The organism is Bacillus sp. B25(2016b) (genome assembly GCF_001679765.1).
Lineage (GTDB): Bacteria > Bacillota > Bacilli > Bacillales > Bacillaceae_G > Bacillus_A > Bacillus_A thuringiensis_K.
On sequence record NZ_CP016285.1, the window covers coordinates 361497 to 376829 of the forward strand.

The window sequence follows — 15333 nt, forward strand, 5'->3', positions numbered from 1 at the left end:
GCGTGCTTTTTCTTTTGTTATATTTATAATAATACGAAAGCCTTTCCCTAACAGGTGACTATCTTTCTTTATATATATAGATAGTTCAAAATGGAATAAAAATAATTCCTATATGTAAAGGATAATATGGATATTATAGGAAGACAATAGAAATTAAAGGGAATTCATTTAAAATTCAAATGAACTTCATATAAACTTCATATAGAAACTAAATATAATTATAATAGTTTATTTTATTTTTTGATTTTTCATAAAATTAAAAGTTTGAATTTAGGATGTATTGCTCAAACCTAAATTCAAACTTTAGTGAAAGAATTAATGGATATTACGTCTAGTTTTCGCTAATTACGGCATTTAAAAGTTCGGCAGGATTACCCGTTCCTGCACCGCCAATTGTAATAGATCCACTAGGAGGAATTTCGCCATTCCATCCTGCGTTCGTAATTACATAATGGTTATTTGTTTTACTACTAATTTTAGAATCCCAAACTTGTGTTAAATTGCCGCTATAATCAAATTCTAATTTCCAATTTTTAATAGGAGTCGTTCCATTATTTTTGATTATAATCGAGAAGTTATAACCGCTGCCCCAATTCGAAGTGACTGAAAATGTAGCAGTGCCATTTCCATCAGGAGGTGTCGTATTAGCTTCATCCGTTTTGACAGTAAGAGCGGTAGGTTGTGATTTATTTCCAGCAGCATCTTTGGCAATTACTGAAAATGTGTATTCTGTATTAGGTTTTAAGTTTTTAATTGTAATGCTATTTGTTGTTGTACTCCATTTCTCTTCTCCAGCAGTAATTTCATATTCCGTAACTCCTACGTTATCAGTAGATGCAGTCCAGTTTAATTGAACTGAATTTGAATTTTTATTCGTAACTACAATGTTTTTAACATTCGTTGGTGGCTCAGTATCTTTTTGACTAATAGGTCCACCAAGTAATTCTTTTACTAGCGTATCAAGTAATTTTGGACCACTGCAACTATATTTTGGACTTGTACGGCAATCTCCGCTTAGTTCCCAAAACATTGCTCCACTTAAACCTTTCGTCTTTATATAGTCTGTTTTGTATTTCATAGATTCATTGTCATCGTAGCTAATAAATGTGCCTGTAGTTGCATTATATAAATAAGGTACTTTAGCTGTGTCATTCCAGTAGCGTACAAAACCATTTTTATTAACGTAATTGGCTGCTAAATCACCGTAATCATACACACCCGTGTCACCGGTAGAATAATCATCCCAAGTACCTTTAGAAGCAAGTTTCCCATCACTACCTGGTTTGCAAGGTTGATATTGTCCGTTATTTTCCTTGCCACAACTTTTCCAGCCACGTCCGTAAAAGGGTACGCCTAATACTAGTTTATCGACTGGAACACCTTCATTTGTATAAACATTTATAGCACCATCTACGTAAAAATTCGTATTTGCTGCTGGGTCATTTGGATCCTTATATAGAGCTGCATTATGATTAGAAGTAGCTTCCCATCCGCCGTGGAAATCATATGTCATAATATTAATCCAATCGAGTATTTGAGAAATTTTCTTTAGCTCTGTATGATCAGCGTAGCGTTGGCTTGCGCCTGAAGCGATTGTTAGTAAATATTGTTTGCCATCTTCAGCACCTGCTTTATTCAAAGCATTTCGGACGTCTTGAAGAAGGAGAGTGAAATTTTGTTTATCTTCAGGACGATAACTACCACCAGGAATCGTTTCAACGCCCGGATATTCCCAGTCTAAATCTACGCCATCAAACCCATATGCGCGAAGAAAAGCTACTGTAGAGTCAGCAAATACTTTTCTTGTTTTTTCATCAGCGGCCATATCAGAAAAGCGGTTAGACCAAGTCCAGCCACCAACGGAAATAATTGTTTTTAAGTGAGGATATTTAGCTTTTAATCGTTTTAGTTCACCGAAATTTCCGCAACGGGCATATTTATCGCAATCTTCCCAAGTTGTCCCTGAGCCAGGATACGATTTGGTAACATCAGCCCATGGTTCCCCGAGTACGAGAGTACCATTAGGAACCTCTTTATTTTGCAATGGTACACCAGATTCTTTACAGTTCCACGTTTGTTTATTTGGATTATCAGGATGAGTAGAAGGGTTTCCATGTTTTCCATTCCAACAAATATCCGCGAAAGCATAGTTAAGGTGAGTAAGTTTTGATGCATCAATGTCAGCAACTTGATAATTACGTCCGTAAACCCCCCACGAAGGAAAGTACCCAACAATTTTTTGACTTTGCTTTGGTGAATCTGCTAATGCGAGATTTGGAGTAATAAAATTTGTGAGAAAAAGAGGTAAGAAAAGTAGTATGGATAGTAATAGCAGTGTGAATTTTTGAGACCTCATAGCCATTTCTCCTTTCAAAATAAAAGATATATTTAAAGGCATACGCCAATAAATCAAAATGAATCTAGACGTGTGAAACGTCTAGATAAAATGATCAGACATCACGAAGTCTATACAAGGGAGCTGGGGGTGATTAAATCGTAACAAATGTAAGATTTAGTGTAAACGCTTTATTAAGTTGAAAAAGACTTTCTCAATACAAAAAGGCTTGAATACAAACTATATATGAAAACGAAAAATCGGTATGGGAGGAAAAAGCTCATTATAAATAAATTTGAGAAAAAATTGTATAGAGCCAATTATTAAAGACGTAGAAAGATAAGGAAATATCATGTAAAATAATAGTAAAAATATGTAAAGGAGGGAATAGTGTGGATGTGTTTTTGAACATTGCTGAAGAAAAAATTCGACAAGCAATACGGAATGGTGATCTTGATTATCTTCCGGGAAAAGGAAAACCACTACAATTAGAAGATCTTTCAATGGTACCTCCAGAACTTAGAATGAGTTATAAAATTTTAAAAAATGCGGGAATGATTCCACCAGAAATGGAACTACAAAAAGATATATTAAAAATAGAGGATCTAATTGCTTGCTGTTATGATGAAGAAGAGAGAAAGAAATTACGAGAAGAGTTAACAGCAAAAACTCTGCGTTTTCAGCAGGCAATGGAAAAGAGAAAGATTAAAGATAGTTCAGCTTTTCGTATGTATTAAGACAAAGTATTTCGTAAATTACGCTGAGAGGGATAAGATGAATACATTTAAAACGATAGAAGAATTAGCGACCTATATCAAAGAACAACAATTGGTACTTCTGTTTATTAAAACGGAAAATTGTGGTGTTTGTGATGTTATGCTAAGAAAAGTAAATTGCGTATTAGAGAATTATGATTACGTAGAGAAAATAGAGATATTACTACAAGATATGCAAGAGATTGCGGGGCGATATGGAGTATTTACAGGGCCAACAATTTTATTATTTCATAATGGAAAAGAAATTCTTCGTGAATCACGCTTCATTTCACTTGAAAATCTAGAAAGAACCATTCAATTATTCGAGGAATAAGGGAGGCTTTTATATGGAATTTATTATTGTCATACTATTATTTGTTGTAGTTGGAATAATCGTAACAGCAGTTCGATCGAACAAAAAGAAGGTAAATCTTACAAAACAAAATAACATTCATAATTCATCTAACAGCTCATCACCATTATTTTTCTTTGCTGGATCTGATAATGATAGCTCGCATGATGGCGGCTCACATGATTGTGGAGGGTCTTTTGGGGGAGATAGCGGAGGAAGCTGCGGTGGCGGTGGTGATTGATGAAAATGCGCCTTATATAGGCGTATTTCTTTTTAAACAAACGTTTGATTAGTCGGCTTACATATGCATAAACACAGTTAAACAAACGTTTGATTAATATTTTTAACATACTAAGGGGAATGGAAATGAAAAGGGAACCGAAAGTGAAAAATAAGGGGAAAGTAGTGTTATTTTTATTAGCTGCGGGAGGCGTATTTCTTGTTAAATTAGCATTTAAATTTGGAACCATACATATGATTCGAACTTGGTTTGAAAGTACGTTTTCTTAAATAAGGAATATAGCCTCTTGCGATAGAGGTTTTTGATTTGTTATTATTAGACTGAACGGTCGGTTTAAAGAGGTGTGAATATGAGAAGAAGCGCAGAAGAGATAAAGAAAGAAATTGCATATAAAGCAGAAAGTCTATTTTCACAGAAGGGCTACGCAGCTACATCTATGGAAGAGATTTGTGAAATTACAGAGCGAAGTAAAGGAAGTATTTATTATCACTTTAAAAGTAAAGAAGAATTATTTTTATTTGTAGTGAAACAGCATACGTATGATTGGATTGAAAAATGGAATGAAAAAGAGAAGTTGTATAGCACTAGTACTGAAAAACTATATGGTCTCGCGGAATATCATGTAGAGGACATACAGCAACCAATTTCAAATGCAATAGAGGAATTCTCTATGAGCCAAGTTGTAAGTAAAGAGATTCTGGATGAACTGTTAGCTTTAACTAGAGAATCATATGTTATGTTTGAGAAATTAATTGAAGTAGGTATACAGTCTGGAGAGTTCCGTGAAGATAATACTCGTGATCTTATGTATATTGTGAACGGATTATTATCAGGACTTGGAGTGCTTTACTACGAATTAGATTATAAAGAGCTGAAACGTATTTATAAAAAGGCAATAGATGTATTGTTAAAAGGAATGGCAGCTGAATAATAGGTCAGTTGCTTTTCTTACAAAATAAATTAGACCGAACGGTCGGTTTGTGAAAGGGGAATGAAAATGAACGCTTTATTTAAAAACCGAGCATTTATGCTCGTTATGGCGTCTGATATTTTACAACAATTTGCAATTTGGATCAGAAATATGGCTCTTTTGTATTTTATAATGGAGCGAACGAATAATGATCCAGTTTCTGTTTCGTTGTTATCAGTTATGGAATATGCACCTATTTTTATTTTCTCGTTTATCGGTGGTGCGCTAGCTGATCGCTGGAATCCGAAAAGAACAATGGTCGCTGGAGATGTATTAAGTGTACTGTCTATTATAGGAATTGTCTTGTTGTTAAAAATGGATTATTGGCAGGCTATATTTTTTGCAACACTCATTTCCGCGATTGTAGGTCAGTTTTCTCAGCCCTCATCTTCGCGTATATTTAAGCGCTATGTAAAAGAAGAAGAGGTAGCAAATGCGATTGCATTTAACCAAACATTACAGTCATTATTTCTGATTTTTGGACCAGTGGTAGGATCGCTTGTGTATACACAACTTGGTTTATTTACGTCACTATATAGCTTAATCATTTTATTTTTGTTATCTGCTATCGCCCTTTCATTCTTACCAAAATGGGTTGAAAAAGAGCAAGTGGCGAGAGATTCATTAAAAAATGATATAAAAGAAGGTTGGAAGTATGTTCTTCATACGAAAAATTTACGTATGATTACGATCACTTTCACCATTATAGGCTTAGCTGTTGGATTAACAACTCCATTAGAGGTATTTCTTGTAATAGAGCGCCTTGGAATGGAAAAGGAAGCAGTTCAATATTTAGCTGCAGCTGATGGAATAGGTATGTTAATTGGTGGTATTGTTGCTGCAATTTTCGCTTCAAAAGTGAATCCGAAAAAGATGTTTGTATTCGGTATGGGCATATTAGCAATGTCATTTTTAGTAGAAGGGCTATCTACATCATTTTGGATTACTAGTTTCATGAGGTTTGGAACAGGTATTTGTTTAGCTTGTGTTAATATTGTTGTCGGTACGCTTATGATTCAACTTGCACCAGAAAATATGGTTGGAAGAGTAAATGGGACGATTTTACCACTGTTTATGGGGGCAATGCTAATTGGAACTTCACTAGCTGGAGGATTAAAGGAACTAACTTCACTAGTTACTGTGTTTTGTATAGCAATGGCACTTATTTTATTAGCGATAGGGCCAGTTCTACGTATGCAAATAAAAAAAGAAGATGTTGCTAATAAAGAGGCACTAACAAATTCGTTAGCTTCGAAATAACTATTGTAAGGGAGCAATATTGCTCCCTTTTTCTTTGAGGAACTTTTGACAACTATATGAGCCAATTATATACTGATGTTGTAAAAACGATTTTACAGGTTAGGAGCAATGGTGTGAAAAATCAAATCTATGAATTACGCACTGAAAATAATATTTCACAAGGCGCATTAGCTGATAAATGTAAGGTTTCTAGACAAACGATAAATGCAATTGAGAATAATAAATATGATCCAAGTTTAGCGTTAGCATTCCGTTTAGCTGAAGTATTAGGAACAACTGTTGATAAATTATTTTTGTACAAGCAGTAGAGTCGTTCATTATAAGGCGCACCTTTAAAAATAAAAAAGATTCTCTTCTTATGAGAAGAGGATCTTTTCTTATAGCGTTTTAGTCTTTTGACTAGGTGGTGTAACGGATGTGTTATTTTCTGGAACTCTAGTTAGTAAGAATCCTCCTATAATAAACAGAACAATAATACTAAGAACACCAGCGTTTGTTTTTCCTGTTAATTGCGTTGTAACACCGACTAATACCGGACCCATAATTGCGGCAAACTTCCCAAATATATTATAAAATCCGAAGAATTCATTAGCAGATTCTTTTGGTACTAGTTTTGCAAAGTATGAACGACTTAGTGCTTGAATACCACCTTGAGATGTAGCAACTAACATTGCTAAAATCCAAAAATCAAGTGTCGTTTTTAAGAAATAAGCATATATGCAAATGATGATATAAATAATGATACCGACATATAGCATTTTTTTACCTGTGAATGTTGCTGATAATTTTCCGTATAATAAAGCAAATGGACAAGCGACAATTTGTGTTACAAATAATATGATTAATAGATTAGTTGCACTAATACCGAGATCGGTTCCGTAAGCGGTAGACATAGTAATAATTGTATCGACTCCGTCAATATAGAAAAAGTAAGCGATTAGAAACATAAATACAGTTTTATATTCTTTAATATTTTTAAAAGTAGCAGCAAGGCGTTTGAAGCTCATTGTAATTGGTCTAGGGTGACGTTCAATATAGTGCGTTTGCTCTACGTTTTTTAGCATTGGAATTGTAAATAACCCCCACCAAAGAGCTGTTATCGCAAATGAAATTTGACTAGCAATACCAACAGATAAAGGGATAGTTCCTTTTTGAGAAAGAATAATAAGAGCGATACAACCGATAAAAGGAATTGTACTCCCGATATAACCTAATGCAAATCCTCTTGTAGAAATTCGGTCCATTCTATCTTCAGAAGTGACATCTACTAAAAATGCATCATAAAAAATGTTTGCTCCAGCAAAACCGACTAAGGCGAGCATATAGCATCCTAATAATAAGTACCACTGAGATGTTGGAACGACTGCTAACATACTTGTAAATACGATACCGAGTCCAAAGAAGAATGTGAAAAATCGTTTTTTAAATCCTTTATAATCAGCAACTGTGCCGAGAATAGGAGCAAGTATAGAAATTAAAAGTGTTGCGAACGAGTTTGCATATCCCCAATATGCTGTTGAAGTTGCCCCGGATAGTCCAGCTTCTTTTGCAGCTGCTTTAAAGTAAATTGGAAATAATGCAGTTGTAATGACGAGCGAATATACCGAGTTCGCCCAATCGTATAATATCCAGCTTTTTTCTTGTCTGGACATTTTTTTCATATAATGTTCCCCCTTAAATTTGTTTTACTAACAGTGTACAAAAATAAAAATTATAAAAAGAGAAACAGTGATGAATTTTACATAACTTTTACATATATACACAGTTCTTTACAATTGGAGTAAATCCTCTACAATTGCTCCGTCTGTTTCACCTAAGTGTAAACCGAGTAGTCTAGCGATAGTTGGACCTTCATCAATAAGTCTCATATACGGGACGGTAACGCCACTTTTTATTCCTTTCCCAGCAGCGATAAAAATTGTTTCATAGTTAGGTTTTGTTGGAGAGTATCCATGCGTACCAAATGTATATTTTTTACTAGGCGTAACATCTTTTTCAGTAATTTCTTTTATAAAATCTCCTGTATAGTTTTCAGTGAAATAATACCCTTCTCGTGCTTCTAACATGAATAAACAATTACCGTCTGCACCGCAGTCTTTGGCAGCTTCATCATGAAGTATAAATTCAATTCCGTTTTGTTTATTTTGAAGTAGTTCTTCAAGGAGTAGTTGTACCTCCCGAATTGTATCCGTATCATTTTTGTCCTTTACATATACATAGGCAGAGCCGTCGCAACTTTGGCAATAGGCTTTCCAGTCTACTAATTTTCCTTTTTTATTAAGAGATATAAGTCCTCTTTGATGGAATAGCACATTTAATTGGATGGATTTGTTTTCACTTAAAGCGCTATGATCACCAAGGGCAATAATTGTACTTTCTTCGTATAGGTCACTTTCTTTTAGTGCTTGAATAATTTTCCCTAGACGTCCGTCGTGCCTCTGGATAGCAGCTATTGTTTCGTTAGATTCAAAGCCGTGATAGTGTCTTTGCGTGTCTAGATCGGTGAAATGTACGAACATGACATTAGGCTTTTTCGTCTGGATTGTATGCACAGCAGAGGCGAGGACGAAATCATCCAGCTCTGGTTGTGATAAACCATTTCTTATATGGCCGAAACGACGATTTAAATCTAATTGATATAGCGGGCTACCGCTAAATAAGGAAACTAACACTTGATTTTGCCAAGGTCTATTTGGAAAAATTTCTGGTAAATTGTAATCGATGTTCGCTCTTCCAGTAACAGGCCATAGAAGGGCAGCTGTCGTTAAATTTGCTTTGCGCGCTTCATCATACAATGTTGTTCCTTTTATTGATTTTCGATACCAATGCCAATCAGGTGATTCACGCCCTGGTTGAAGTAACGTATTGCTAACAACACCGTGCTTGTTAGGGTAATTACCAGTTACGATTGTTGAGTGGCTTGGATATGTTACAGAAGGATAAATTGGTTCTACTTTTTCGACAATCGTGCCCTTTTTTATTAGAGATTGGAAATGAGGTAGTTTTTGTAGTATAGGAAAATCTAAAGCTGATAAACAGTCGAATGATAAAATAATGACGTGGTTTGTTAATGCTTTATCCATAAAGTTCCCTCCTGATTATATAAAACCTATTATCATATATTACTATTAATACCTAGTAATAAAAATATATTTTTAGGTGAAAATTTATTATTTATTTTCAGAAAAATTAAACATATAATTAAGTATAAGGGAATCTATGGAAGGAGGAAACACTATGGATTGGTTAGATGGATTTGGTATCTTTTACATCATTGGCGGAATCACAATTATCCTTGTATTTGCTATTTCATATTTACTAAAGAAACGGTTTCCAGACAAACAGTTTGATATTATATTTGCACTTAGTTTAATACTTCTTTGTTTAGCGTCCTTTCCTGTTACAATGATGGTCATTGGTGGGTGGGAAGGAATGGGATATGGATTTATTGGTTTCTTCGTCCTACTTGGTACACTTATCGGTATGATTGCACATCAACTTGTGAAAATTACGCGGAAAAGCTACGTATAAAACTGCAAAAAATGAAAAGAATATATAAAAATAAGAAAATTAGCTATTGTTTAAAAAAAGAATTTGTATTATGATAATCAACAAATTTATTTCGTTATAACGATGAAAAAGGATTAGTACATGTTCAACCTTTTTAGCAGAGAGAGAATCCGTCAGGCTGAAAGATTCTTAAAAAGGTAATATGGAACCTGCCTTTGAGTTCTGCATATGCAGCGGGAATTTCCCGTTATCAAAAAGAGAGCATGCGCAATTTTTGTGCATGAATCAGGGTGGTAACGCCGGCAAAGCTCGGTCCCTATTTAGGGATGCGGGCTTTTTTGTATTTTCTAGAAGGAGGAAGACTGACTATGGCAAAAGAACAAGTGCAAGCCATTACGAAGATGGAAGAGGACTTTGCGCAGTGGTATACCGATATTGTAAAAAAAGCCGAACTTGTTGATTATTCAAGTGTAAAAGGGTGCATGATTTTACGTCCGTATGGTTATGCCTTATGGGAGAATATGCAGAAGGTGATGGATGAGAAGTTAAAAGGAACTGGCCATGAAAATGTATATATGCCAATGTTTATCCCAGAGAGTTTATTGCAAAAAGAGAAGGATCATGTTGAAGGATTTGCTCCTGAAGTAGCATGGGTTACGCATGGTGGAGATGAAAAGTTAGCGGAAAGACTTTGTGTACGTCCTACATCTGAAACTTTATTCTGTGAGCACTTTTCAAAAATTGTGCAATCCTATAATGATTTGCCAAAGTTATATAATCAGTGGTGTTCAGTAGTTCGTTGGGAGAAGACAACTAGGCCGTTCCTTCGTACGACTGAATTTTTATGGCAAGAGGGTCATACAATCCATGAAACGGCAGAAGAATCGCAGGCTGAAACATTAAATATTTTAAACTTATATGCTTCTTTCTGTGAGGATTATTTAGCAATACCAGTTATTAAAGGACAAAAAACAGAAAAAGAGAAGTTTGCTGGAGCAAAGGCAACTTATACAATTGAAAGTTTAATGCATGATGGAAAAGCACTTCAAACAGGAACCTCTCATAACTTTGGGACGAATTTCTCAGAAGCATTTGATATTAAGTTTTTAGATCGTAACGGTAAGTGGCAATATGTGCACCAAACATCTTGGGGTGTATCAACAAGAATGATAGGCGGGCTAATAATGGTTCATAGTGATAATAATGGACTTGTAATGCCACCAAAAGTCGCTCCAGTGCAAGTTGTTATTGTACCAATTGCTCAGCATAAAGAAGGAGTTTTAGCAAAAGCAACAGAGTTACAAGCACATATTCAAAAGGTTGCACGAGTAAAAATAGATGCTAGTAATAAAACACCAGGCTGGAAATTTAATGAGTATGAAATGAAGGGGATTCCAATTCGATTAGAAGTTGGCCCTAAAGATATTGAAAAGAAACAAGTTGTACTTGTAAGAAGAGATACGAAGGAAAAAGAGTTTGTACCAATGGATCAATTAGAAGAACGTATTCCAGCATTACTTGAAGAAATTCATATTTCTTTATTTAATAAAGCAAAAGTATTTCGTGATGAAAATACGTATGTTGCGACAAATTTCGAAGAGATGAAAAAAATAGCTGACGAAAAACAAGGATTTATTAAGGCAATGTGGTGCGGAGAATTAACTTGTGAAGAGAAACTAAAAGAAGAAGTTGGAGTATCTTCACGTTGTATGCCTTTTGAGCAAGAGCATTTAGCTGAAGAATGTATTTGTTGTGGTAAAGACGCTAAACAAATGGTGTATTGGGGAAAAGCGTATTAATACTTTTTCTGATAGGTGATAAAAAGGACTTTGGACTGCATAATAAAATACAATCCAAAGTCCTTTTTAGTTTTATACATTATTTCATGTGTTATTTAGATGGAAGGATGTTGTTCTTATTTTACGTTTTTACGGCGAATAAATAGTAACATACCGATTAGGAATGTTGAAAGTCCCATTAAAATAGATGTAGGATAATGTGTTGCTGTATTCGGTAATTTATCACCTTGTTTTTTCGTATTATCTTTTACATTACCACCTTGAGAACCGTTGCCACCCTGAGAATTACTATCGCCTTTAACACGGTTGCCACCTTGAGAGCCACTGCCATCAGAACCGCTACCACTAGAACCATTGTCACCAGAGCCATTGCCACCAGAGCCATTGCTACCAGAACCATTGCCACCAGAGCTATTGCCACCAGAACCGTTGCCACCAGAGCTATTGCTACCATAACCATTGCCACCAGAGCTATTGCCACCAGAACCGTTACCACCAGAACCATTGCTACCAGAGCCATTGCCGCCAGAACCATTGCCACCAGAACCGTTACCACCAGAACCATTGCTATCAGAACCATTGCCGCCAGAACCGTTGTCACCAGAGTCACTGCCGCCAGAACCACTGCCACCAGAACTGTTACCACCAGAACCATTGCCGCCAGAGCCACTGCCGCCAGAACCGTTGTCACCAGAGTCATTGCCGCCAGAACCACTGCCACCAGAACTGTTACCACCAGAACCACTGCCACCAGAGCCGTTACCACCAGAACCGTTACCGCCGGAACCATTGTCGCTAGAGCTGTTGTCACCAGAACCATTGCCGCCAGAACCACTATCGTCCTGAGAACCACCGTTTCCTGGTGGTTTATTATTATCTTTCGAGTTACCTTCTACTAAATGATCGTTATTTTGTACAATTGCGTTTATTGCTGGAGAGAAGTTTTCTGTTGCTGCATTACCGATATTTAAACCGCTAAAAAAAGATAAAGAGAGTGTTGAGGCTAAAATGAAGATTTTCGTCATGGTTTTCCTCCTAAGAAATTAATATTCCATCTAAAATACATCCCTTTGTAATATTTCTTAGGAAAAAGAGTTTTATACAAAAAAAACTATATATAGAAAAAGGTGGAGTATTTCTAAAGAGAGAAAAGAGTTAGTGTAAATTTTTTATAATAAGTAGAGCGTGGGGAGTTTCAGACTCATTATAATAGAGGAAGTGACAGCAGATGAAAGAATATATTGCATTTGATGTTGGTGGTACACAAATTAAATATGGGATTGTTTCAGAAACAGGAACAGTACGAAAGCATCAAACAGTTCCAACAGAAATTCATTTAGGTGGAGAACAAATTATTCAAAAACTTATATATGTATCCAAAAAAATAATGAATGAACATACTATTGTAGGAATTGGTATTAGCACTGCGGGAATTGTTGATATTAACAAAGGAATTGTGACGGGAGGTGCGGATCATATTCCAGGATATAGTACTATTCCTATAATTGATAGATTGCAAGAGATATTAAAAGTTTCAGTATCGATTGACAATGATGTGAATTGTGCAGCGTTTGGAGAAAAATGGAATGGTAGTGGAAGAGAGAAAGAGAATTTTATTATGCTCACCCTCGGAACAGGGATTGGGGGAGCGATTTTTATAGATGGAGAATTGTACCGAGGAAATTCATTTAGTGCTGGTGAATGGGGGAATATGTTAATAGAAGGAAAAACGTTTGAAGAGGTTGCCTCGATTTCAGGATTAATTCGTCTTGTCAGAAAGTATAAAGGCAAAGGTGAGTGGAATGGGAGAACAATTTTTGAGTTGTATGATAAAGGAGATAGAGAAGTTGCTCAAGCAGTTGGGATTTTCTTTAGACATTTGGCAATCGGAATTAGTAATCTTGCTTATATTTTCAATCCAGAAACGATTATTATTGGTGGAGGAATTACCGATAGAGGAAATAAGTTTTTAAAAGAAGTAAAAGAAGAGGTCAGTAAATATTTAAATCAAGAGATTTATAATAATTGTGAGATTGAACTTGCACAAAACGGTAATTGTGCAGGAATGATTGGTGCTATTTACCACTTCTTACATCATCATAAGTAAATTATATGAATGTTTTCATATAACTGAGAATTTATCCTTTTTATCGCTAGGTAAATAATGCTACAATATAAGAGAAGAATACAATATTTTCCGATTTGGAAAATGCTTTGTAGAGAGGGAGAAACTTCATGCCTATTATTTTAGAAAAAGGTCAAAAGATCGATTTAACGAAAGGACAACCAAAAGTAGCAAAACTACAGGTTGGCTTAGGCTGGGATCCAATTGGGCAATCAGGTGGATTTCTGTCTTCATTATTTGGAAGTAAACCAAATGTAGATTGTGATGCATCTGTTGTTATGTTAGAAGGAGATCGTTTTTTAAACAAAAATGATTTAGTTTACTTCGGAAATAAACTTTCTACTTGTGGTAGTATTATTCATTCAGGAGATAATTTAACAGGCGAAGGCGCTGGTGATGACGAAACAATTTTCGTAGAATTACATAAAGTTCCGAGCCGTATTAATCGTTTAGTATTCGTTGTAAATATTTATGACTGTGTAAATCGTCGTCAAGATTTCGGGATGATTCGTAATGCATATATTCGTATTCAAAATCCGCAAACTGGTGAAGAATTAGCACGCTATAATTTATCGGATAATTATGCTGGCAAAACGACTCTAATTGCAGGTGAAATGTATCGCCACGGAAGTGAATGGAAATTCTCAGCTGTTGGAGAAGGTACACAAGATAAAAACTTAAGTGAGATTGTATCACGTTATCAATAAAATAAACCGAGGAGGAATTGTGTATGGCATCAATTTCATTGAAAAAAGGACAAAAGGTAGACTTAACAAAAACGAATCCAGGTCTTTCAAAAGTTCTTGTAGGACTTGGTTGGGATACGAATCGTTATGACGGACAAAACGATTTCGATTTAGATGTTAGTATTTTCTTAGTAGGTGCTAACGGTAAAGTTTCAGGTGCAGAGGATTTCGTCTTCTATAATAACCCAAAAGGTGCAAATGGTGCTGTAGAGCATTTAGGAGATAACCGAACTGGTGAAGGTGAAGGCGATGACGAATCGATTAAAGTAGATTTAAAAAATGTACCTGCACATATCGAACGTATTTGTTTCACTATCACAATTTACGATGGAGAAGGACGCAGCCAAAACTTCGGACAAGTTTCTAACTCTTTCGTACGTATTTTAGATGAAGAAAAGAATGCAGAATTAATTCGTTACGATTTAGGAGAAGATTTCTCTATTGAAACAGCGGTAGTAGTAGGTGAACTATACCGTCATGCAGGTGAATGGAAGTTCAATGCAATCGGAAGTGGATTCCAAGGTGGATTAGCGTCTCTATGTAATAATTTCGGTTTAGATGTAGAGTAATAGATTGATATATCCATCGATAAAACAGATGTTTACTGATGGATATATTTTTTAAGATTAAAATATAGAGGTGAATATAAATGGTTATTCAATTGCAAAAAGGACAGAAGATTGATTTAGGTAAGACAAGCCCTGGTTTAACAAAAGCAGTAATTGGTCTTGGGTGGGATATTAAATCTTACGACGGTGGATCAGATTTCGATTTAGATGCATCAGCATTCCTATTAGATGCGAACGGAAAATGTACGAAGGAAACTGATTTTATCTTCTATAATAATTTACAGTCTCCTTGTGGATCTGTTCTACATACAGGAGATAACCGCACAGGTGAAGGTGAAGGTGACGATGAGCAACTTGTTGTAGATTTGAAGAAAGTTCCAGCAGATGTGCACAAAATTGCTATTACAGTTACGATTTATGATGCAGAAGGCCGTAGTCAAAACTTTGGACAAGTAGGAAATGCGTTCGTTCGTTTAGCGAATGAAGAAACGAATGAAGAAGTTCTTCGTTTTGATTTAGGGGAAGATTTCTCCATCGAAACAGCAGTTGTCTTTTGTGAATTATACCGTCATAATGGACAGTGGAAGTTTAATGCAGTAGGAAGTGGATTCCAAGGTGGTTTAGGTGCGCTTGTAAGAGCGTATGGCTTGGATGCATAGAAAGGAAACGAC

Annotated in this window: 17 protein-coding genes and 1 other annotated feature; of the genes, 13 read left to right on the forward strand and 4 right to left on the reverse strand. The window is 35.6% G+C overall.

Annotated elements, in window-relative coordinates:
- Positions 1-331: 331 nt before the first annotated feature.
- On the reverse strand, positions 332-2356 hold the full coding sequence (locus BAQ53_RS01950; RefSeq protein ID WP_001257470.1) for a glycosyl hydrolase family 18 protein: 2025 nt from the start codon (positions 2354-2356) through the stop codon (positions 332-334).
- Between the two features lie 371 nt (positions 2357-2727).
- Between BAQ53_RS01950 and BAQ53_RS01955 the strand changes: the two genes are divergently transcribed.
- From BAQ53_RS01955 to BAQ53_RS01985, 7 genes are all read left to right on the forward strand, one after another.
- Positions 2728-3072 carry a DnaJ family domain-containing protein gene (locus BAQ53_RS01955; RefSeq protein WP_000382373.1) on the forward strand — a complete coding sequence of 115 codons (345 nt, stop codon included), beginning with the start codon at positions 2728-2730 and terminating at the stop codon, positions 3070-3072.
- 37 nt (positions 3073-3109) lie between these two features.
- Positions 3110-3424 (forward strand): thioredoxin family protein, encoded by a 315-nt coding sequence (locus BAQ53_RS01960; RefSeq protein ID WP_001091339.1) that lies wholly within the window; start codon positions 3110-3112, stop codon positions 3422-3424.
- A 13-nt stretch (positions 3425-3437) separates the two neighbouring features.
- The gene (locus BAQ53_RS01965; RefSeq protein ID WP_000394364.1) at positions 3438-3683 is read left to right on the forward strand and encodes a hypothetical protein; all 246 of its coding nucleotides are present in this window, start codon (positions 3438-3440) and stop codon (positions 3681-3683) included.
- 125 nt (positions 3684-3808) lie between these two features.
- The gene (locus BAQ53_RS01970; protein ID WP_000817981.1) at positions 3809-3952 is read left to right on the forward strand and encodes a hypothetical protein; all 144 of its coding nucleotides are present in this window, start codon (positions 3809-3811) and stop codon (positions 3950-3952) included.
- A gap of 80 nt (positions 3953-4032) precedes the next feature.
- Positions 4033-4614: a TetR/AcrR family transcriptional regulator gene (locus BAQ53_RS01975; protein ID WP_001254434.1), complete on the forward strand. Its 582-nt coding sequence runs from the start codon at positions 4033-4035 to the stop codon at positions 4612-4614.
- 66 nt (positions 4615-4680) lie between these two features.
- Positions 4681-5913, forward strand: coding sequence for an MFS transporter (locus BAQ53_RS01980; RefSeq protein WP_208906450.1), 1233 nt, complete (start codon positions 4681-4683; stop codon positions 5911-5913).
- 56 nt (positions 5914-5969) lie between these two features.
- Positions 5970-6221, forward strand: a complete 252-nt coding sequence (locus BAQ53_RS01985; protein ID WP_002023181.1) for a helix-turn-helix transcriptional regulator — start codon at positions 5970-5972, stop codon at positions 6219-6221.
- 69 nt (positions 6222-6290) lie between these two features.
- On the opposite strand, the gene BAQ53_RS01990 is transcribed toward BAQ53_RS01985, so the two are convergent.
- Together BAQ53_RS01990 and BAQ53_RS01995 are read right to left on the reverse strand one after the other, a co-directional pair.
- Complete coding sequence (locus BAQ53_RS01990) at positions 6291-7574, reverse strand: MFS transporter (RefSeq protein ID WP_000738827.1); 1284 nt, start codon at positions 7572-7574, stop codon at positions 6291-6293.
- Positions 7575-7682: 108 nt separating this feature from the next.
- Positions 7683-8996: an alkaline phosphatase family protein gene (locus BAQ53_RS01995; RefSeq protein WP_074593395.1), complete on the reverse strand. Its 1314-nt coding sequence runs from the start codon at positions 8994-8996 to the stop codon at positions 7683-7685.
- Positions 8997-9150: 154 nt separating this feature from the next.
- Between BAQ53_RS01995 and BAQ53_RS02000 the strand changes: the two genes are divergently transcribed.
- Positions 9151-9444 (forward strand): YesK-like family protein, encoded by a 294-nt coding sequence (locus BAQ53_RS02000; protein ID WP_000383853.1) that lies wholly within the window; start codon positions 9151-9153, stop codon positions 9442-9444.
- A 93-nt stretch (positions 9445-9537) separates the two neighbouring features.
- Positions 9538-9744: a binding site (T-box leader), on the forward strand.
- A gap of 47 nt (positions 9745-9791) precedes the next feature.
- A complete protein-coding gene (gene proS / locus BAQ53_RS02005) occupies positions 9792-11222 on the forward strand; it encodes a proline--tRNA ligase (protein ID WP_001040993.1) in 1431 nt (476 codons plus the stop codon).
- Between the two features lie 116 nt (positions 11223-11338).
- Here proS and BAQ53_RS02010 read toward each other — a convergent pair whose 3' ends face one another.
- Complete coding sequence (locus BAQ53_RS02010; RefSeq protein ID WP_208906451.1) at positions 11339-12247, reverse strand: LPXTG cell wall anchor domain-containing protein; 909 nt, start codon at positions 12245-12247, stop codon at positions 11339-11341.
- Positions 12248-12450: 203 nt separating this feature from the next.
- Here BAQ53_RS02010 and BAQ53_RS02015 point away from each other — a divergent pair, with 203 nt between their 5' ends.
- The 4 genes from BAQ53_RS02015 (at position 12451) to BAQ53_RS02030 (ending at position 15321) form a co-directional block, all read left to right on the forward strand.
- Positions 12451-13329: an ROK family protein gene (locus BAQ53_RS02015; protein WP_000666141.1), complete on the forward strand. Its 879-nt coding sequence runs from the start codon at positions 12451-12453 to the stop codon at positions 13327-13329.
- A 128-nt stretch (positions 13330-13457) separates the two neighbouring features.
- The gene (locus tag BAQ53_RS02020; protein WP_001121586.1) at positions 13458-14054 is read left to right on the forward strand and encodes a TerD family protein; all 597 of its coding nucleotides are present in this window, start codon (positions 13458-13460) and stop codon (positions 14052-14054) included.
- Between the two features lie 23 nt (positions 14055-14077).
- Complete coding sequence (locus BAQ53_RS02025; RefSeq protein ID WP_000146731.1) at positions 14078-14662, forward strand: TerD family protein; 585 nt, start codon at positions 14078-14080, stop codon at positions 14660-14662.
- A gap of 80 nt (positions 14663-14742) precedes the next feature.
- Entirely contained in the window at positions 14743-15321 is a 579-nt protein-coding gene (locus BAQ53_RS02030) for a TerD family protein (RefSeq protein ID WP_000236649.1), read from the forward strand.
- Positions 15322-15333: the final 12 nt, after the last annotated feature.

Coding starts and splice junctions, on each gene's coding strand:
- BAQ53_RS01975 (WP_001254434.1), top strand. CDS start 4,033: ATGAGAAGAAGCGCAGAAGAGATAAAGAAAGAAATTGCATATAAAGCA.
- BAQ53_RS02030 (WP_000236649.1), top strand. CDS start 14,743: ATGGTTATTCAATTGCAAAAAGGACAGAAGATTGATTTAGGTAAGACA.
- BAQ53_RS02020 (WP_001121586.1), top strand. CDS start 13,458: ATGCCTATTATTTTAGAAAAAGGTCAAAAGATCGATTTAACGAAAGGA.
- BAQ53_RS01995 (WP_074593395.1), bottom strand. CDS start 8,996: ATGGATAAAGCATTAACAAACCACGTCATTATTTTATCATTCGACTGT.
- BAQ53_RS01970 (WP_000817981.1), top strand. CDS start 3,809: ATGAAAAGGGAACCGAAAGTGAAAAATAAGGGGAAAGTAGTGTTATTT.
- BAQ53_RS02015 (WP_000666141.1), top strand. CDS start 12,451: ATGAAAGAATATATTGCATTTGATGTTGGTGGTACACAAATTAAATAT.
- BAQ53_RS01985 (WP_002023181.1), top strand. CDS start 5,970: ATGAGCCAATTATATACTGATGTTGTAAAAACGATTTTACAGGTTAGG.
- BAQ53_RS01990 (WP_000738827.1), bottom strand. CDS start 7,574: ATGAAAAAAATGTCCAGACAAGAAAAAAGCTGGATATTATACGATTGG.
- BAQ53_RS02025 (WP_000146731.1), top strand. CDS start 14,078: ATGGCATCAATTTCATTGAAAAAAGGACAAAAGGTAGACTTAACAAAA.
- BAQ53_RS02000 (WP_000383853.1), top strand. CDS start 9,151: ATGGATTGGTTAGATGGATTTGGTATCTTTTACATCATTGGCGGAATC.
- BAQ53_RS01960 (WP_001091339.1), top strand. CDS start 3,110: ATGAATACATTTAAAACGATAGAAGAATTAGCGACCTATATCAAAGAA.
- BAQ53_RS02010 (WP_208906451.1), bottom strand. CDS start 12,247: ATGACGAAAATCTTCATTTTAGCCTCAACACTCTCTTTATCTTTTTTT.
- BAQ53_RS01980 (WP_208906450.1), top strand. CDS start 4,681: ATGAACGCTTTATTTAAAAACCGAGCATTTATGCTCGTTATGGCGTCT.
- proS (WP_001040993.1), top strand. CDS start 9,792: ATGGCAAAAGAACAAGTGCAAGCCATTACGAAGATGGAAGAGGACTTT.
- BAQ53_RS01950 (WP_001257470.1), bottom strand. CDS start 2,356: ATGAGGTCTCAAAAATTCACACTGCTATTACTATCCATACTACTTTTC.
- BAQ53_RS01965 (WP_000394364.1), top strand. CDS start 3,438: ATGGAATTTATTATTGTCATACTATTATTTGTTGTAGTTGGAATAATC.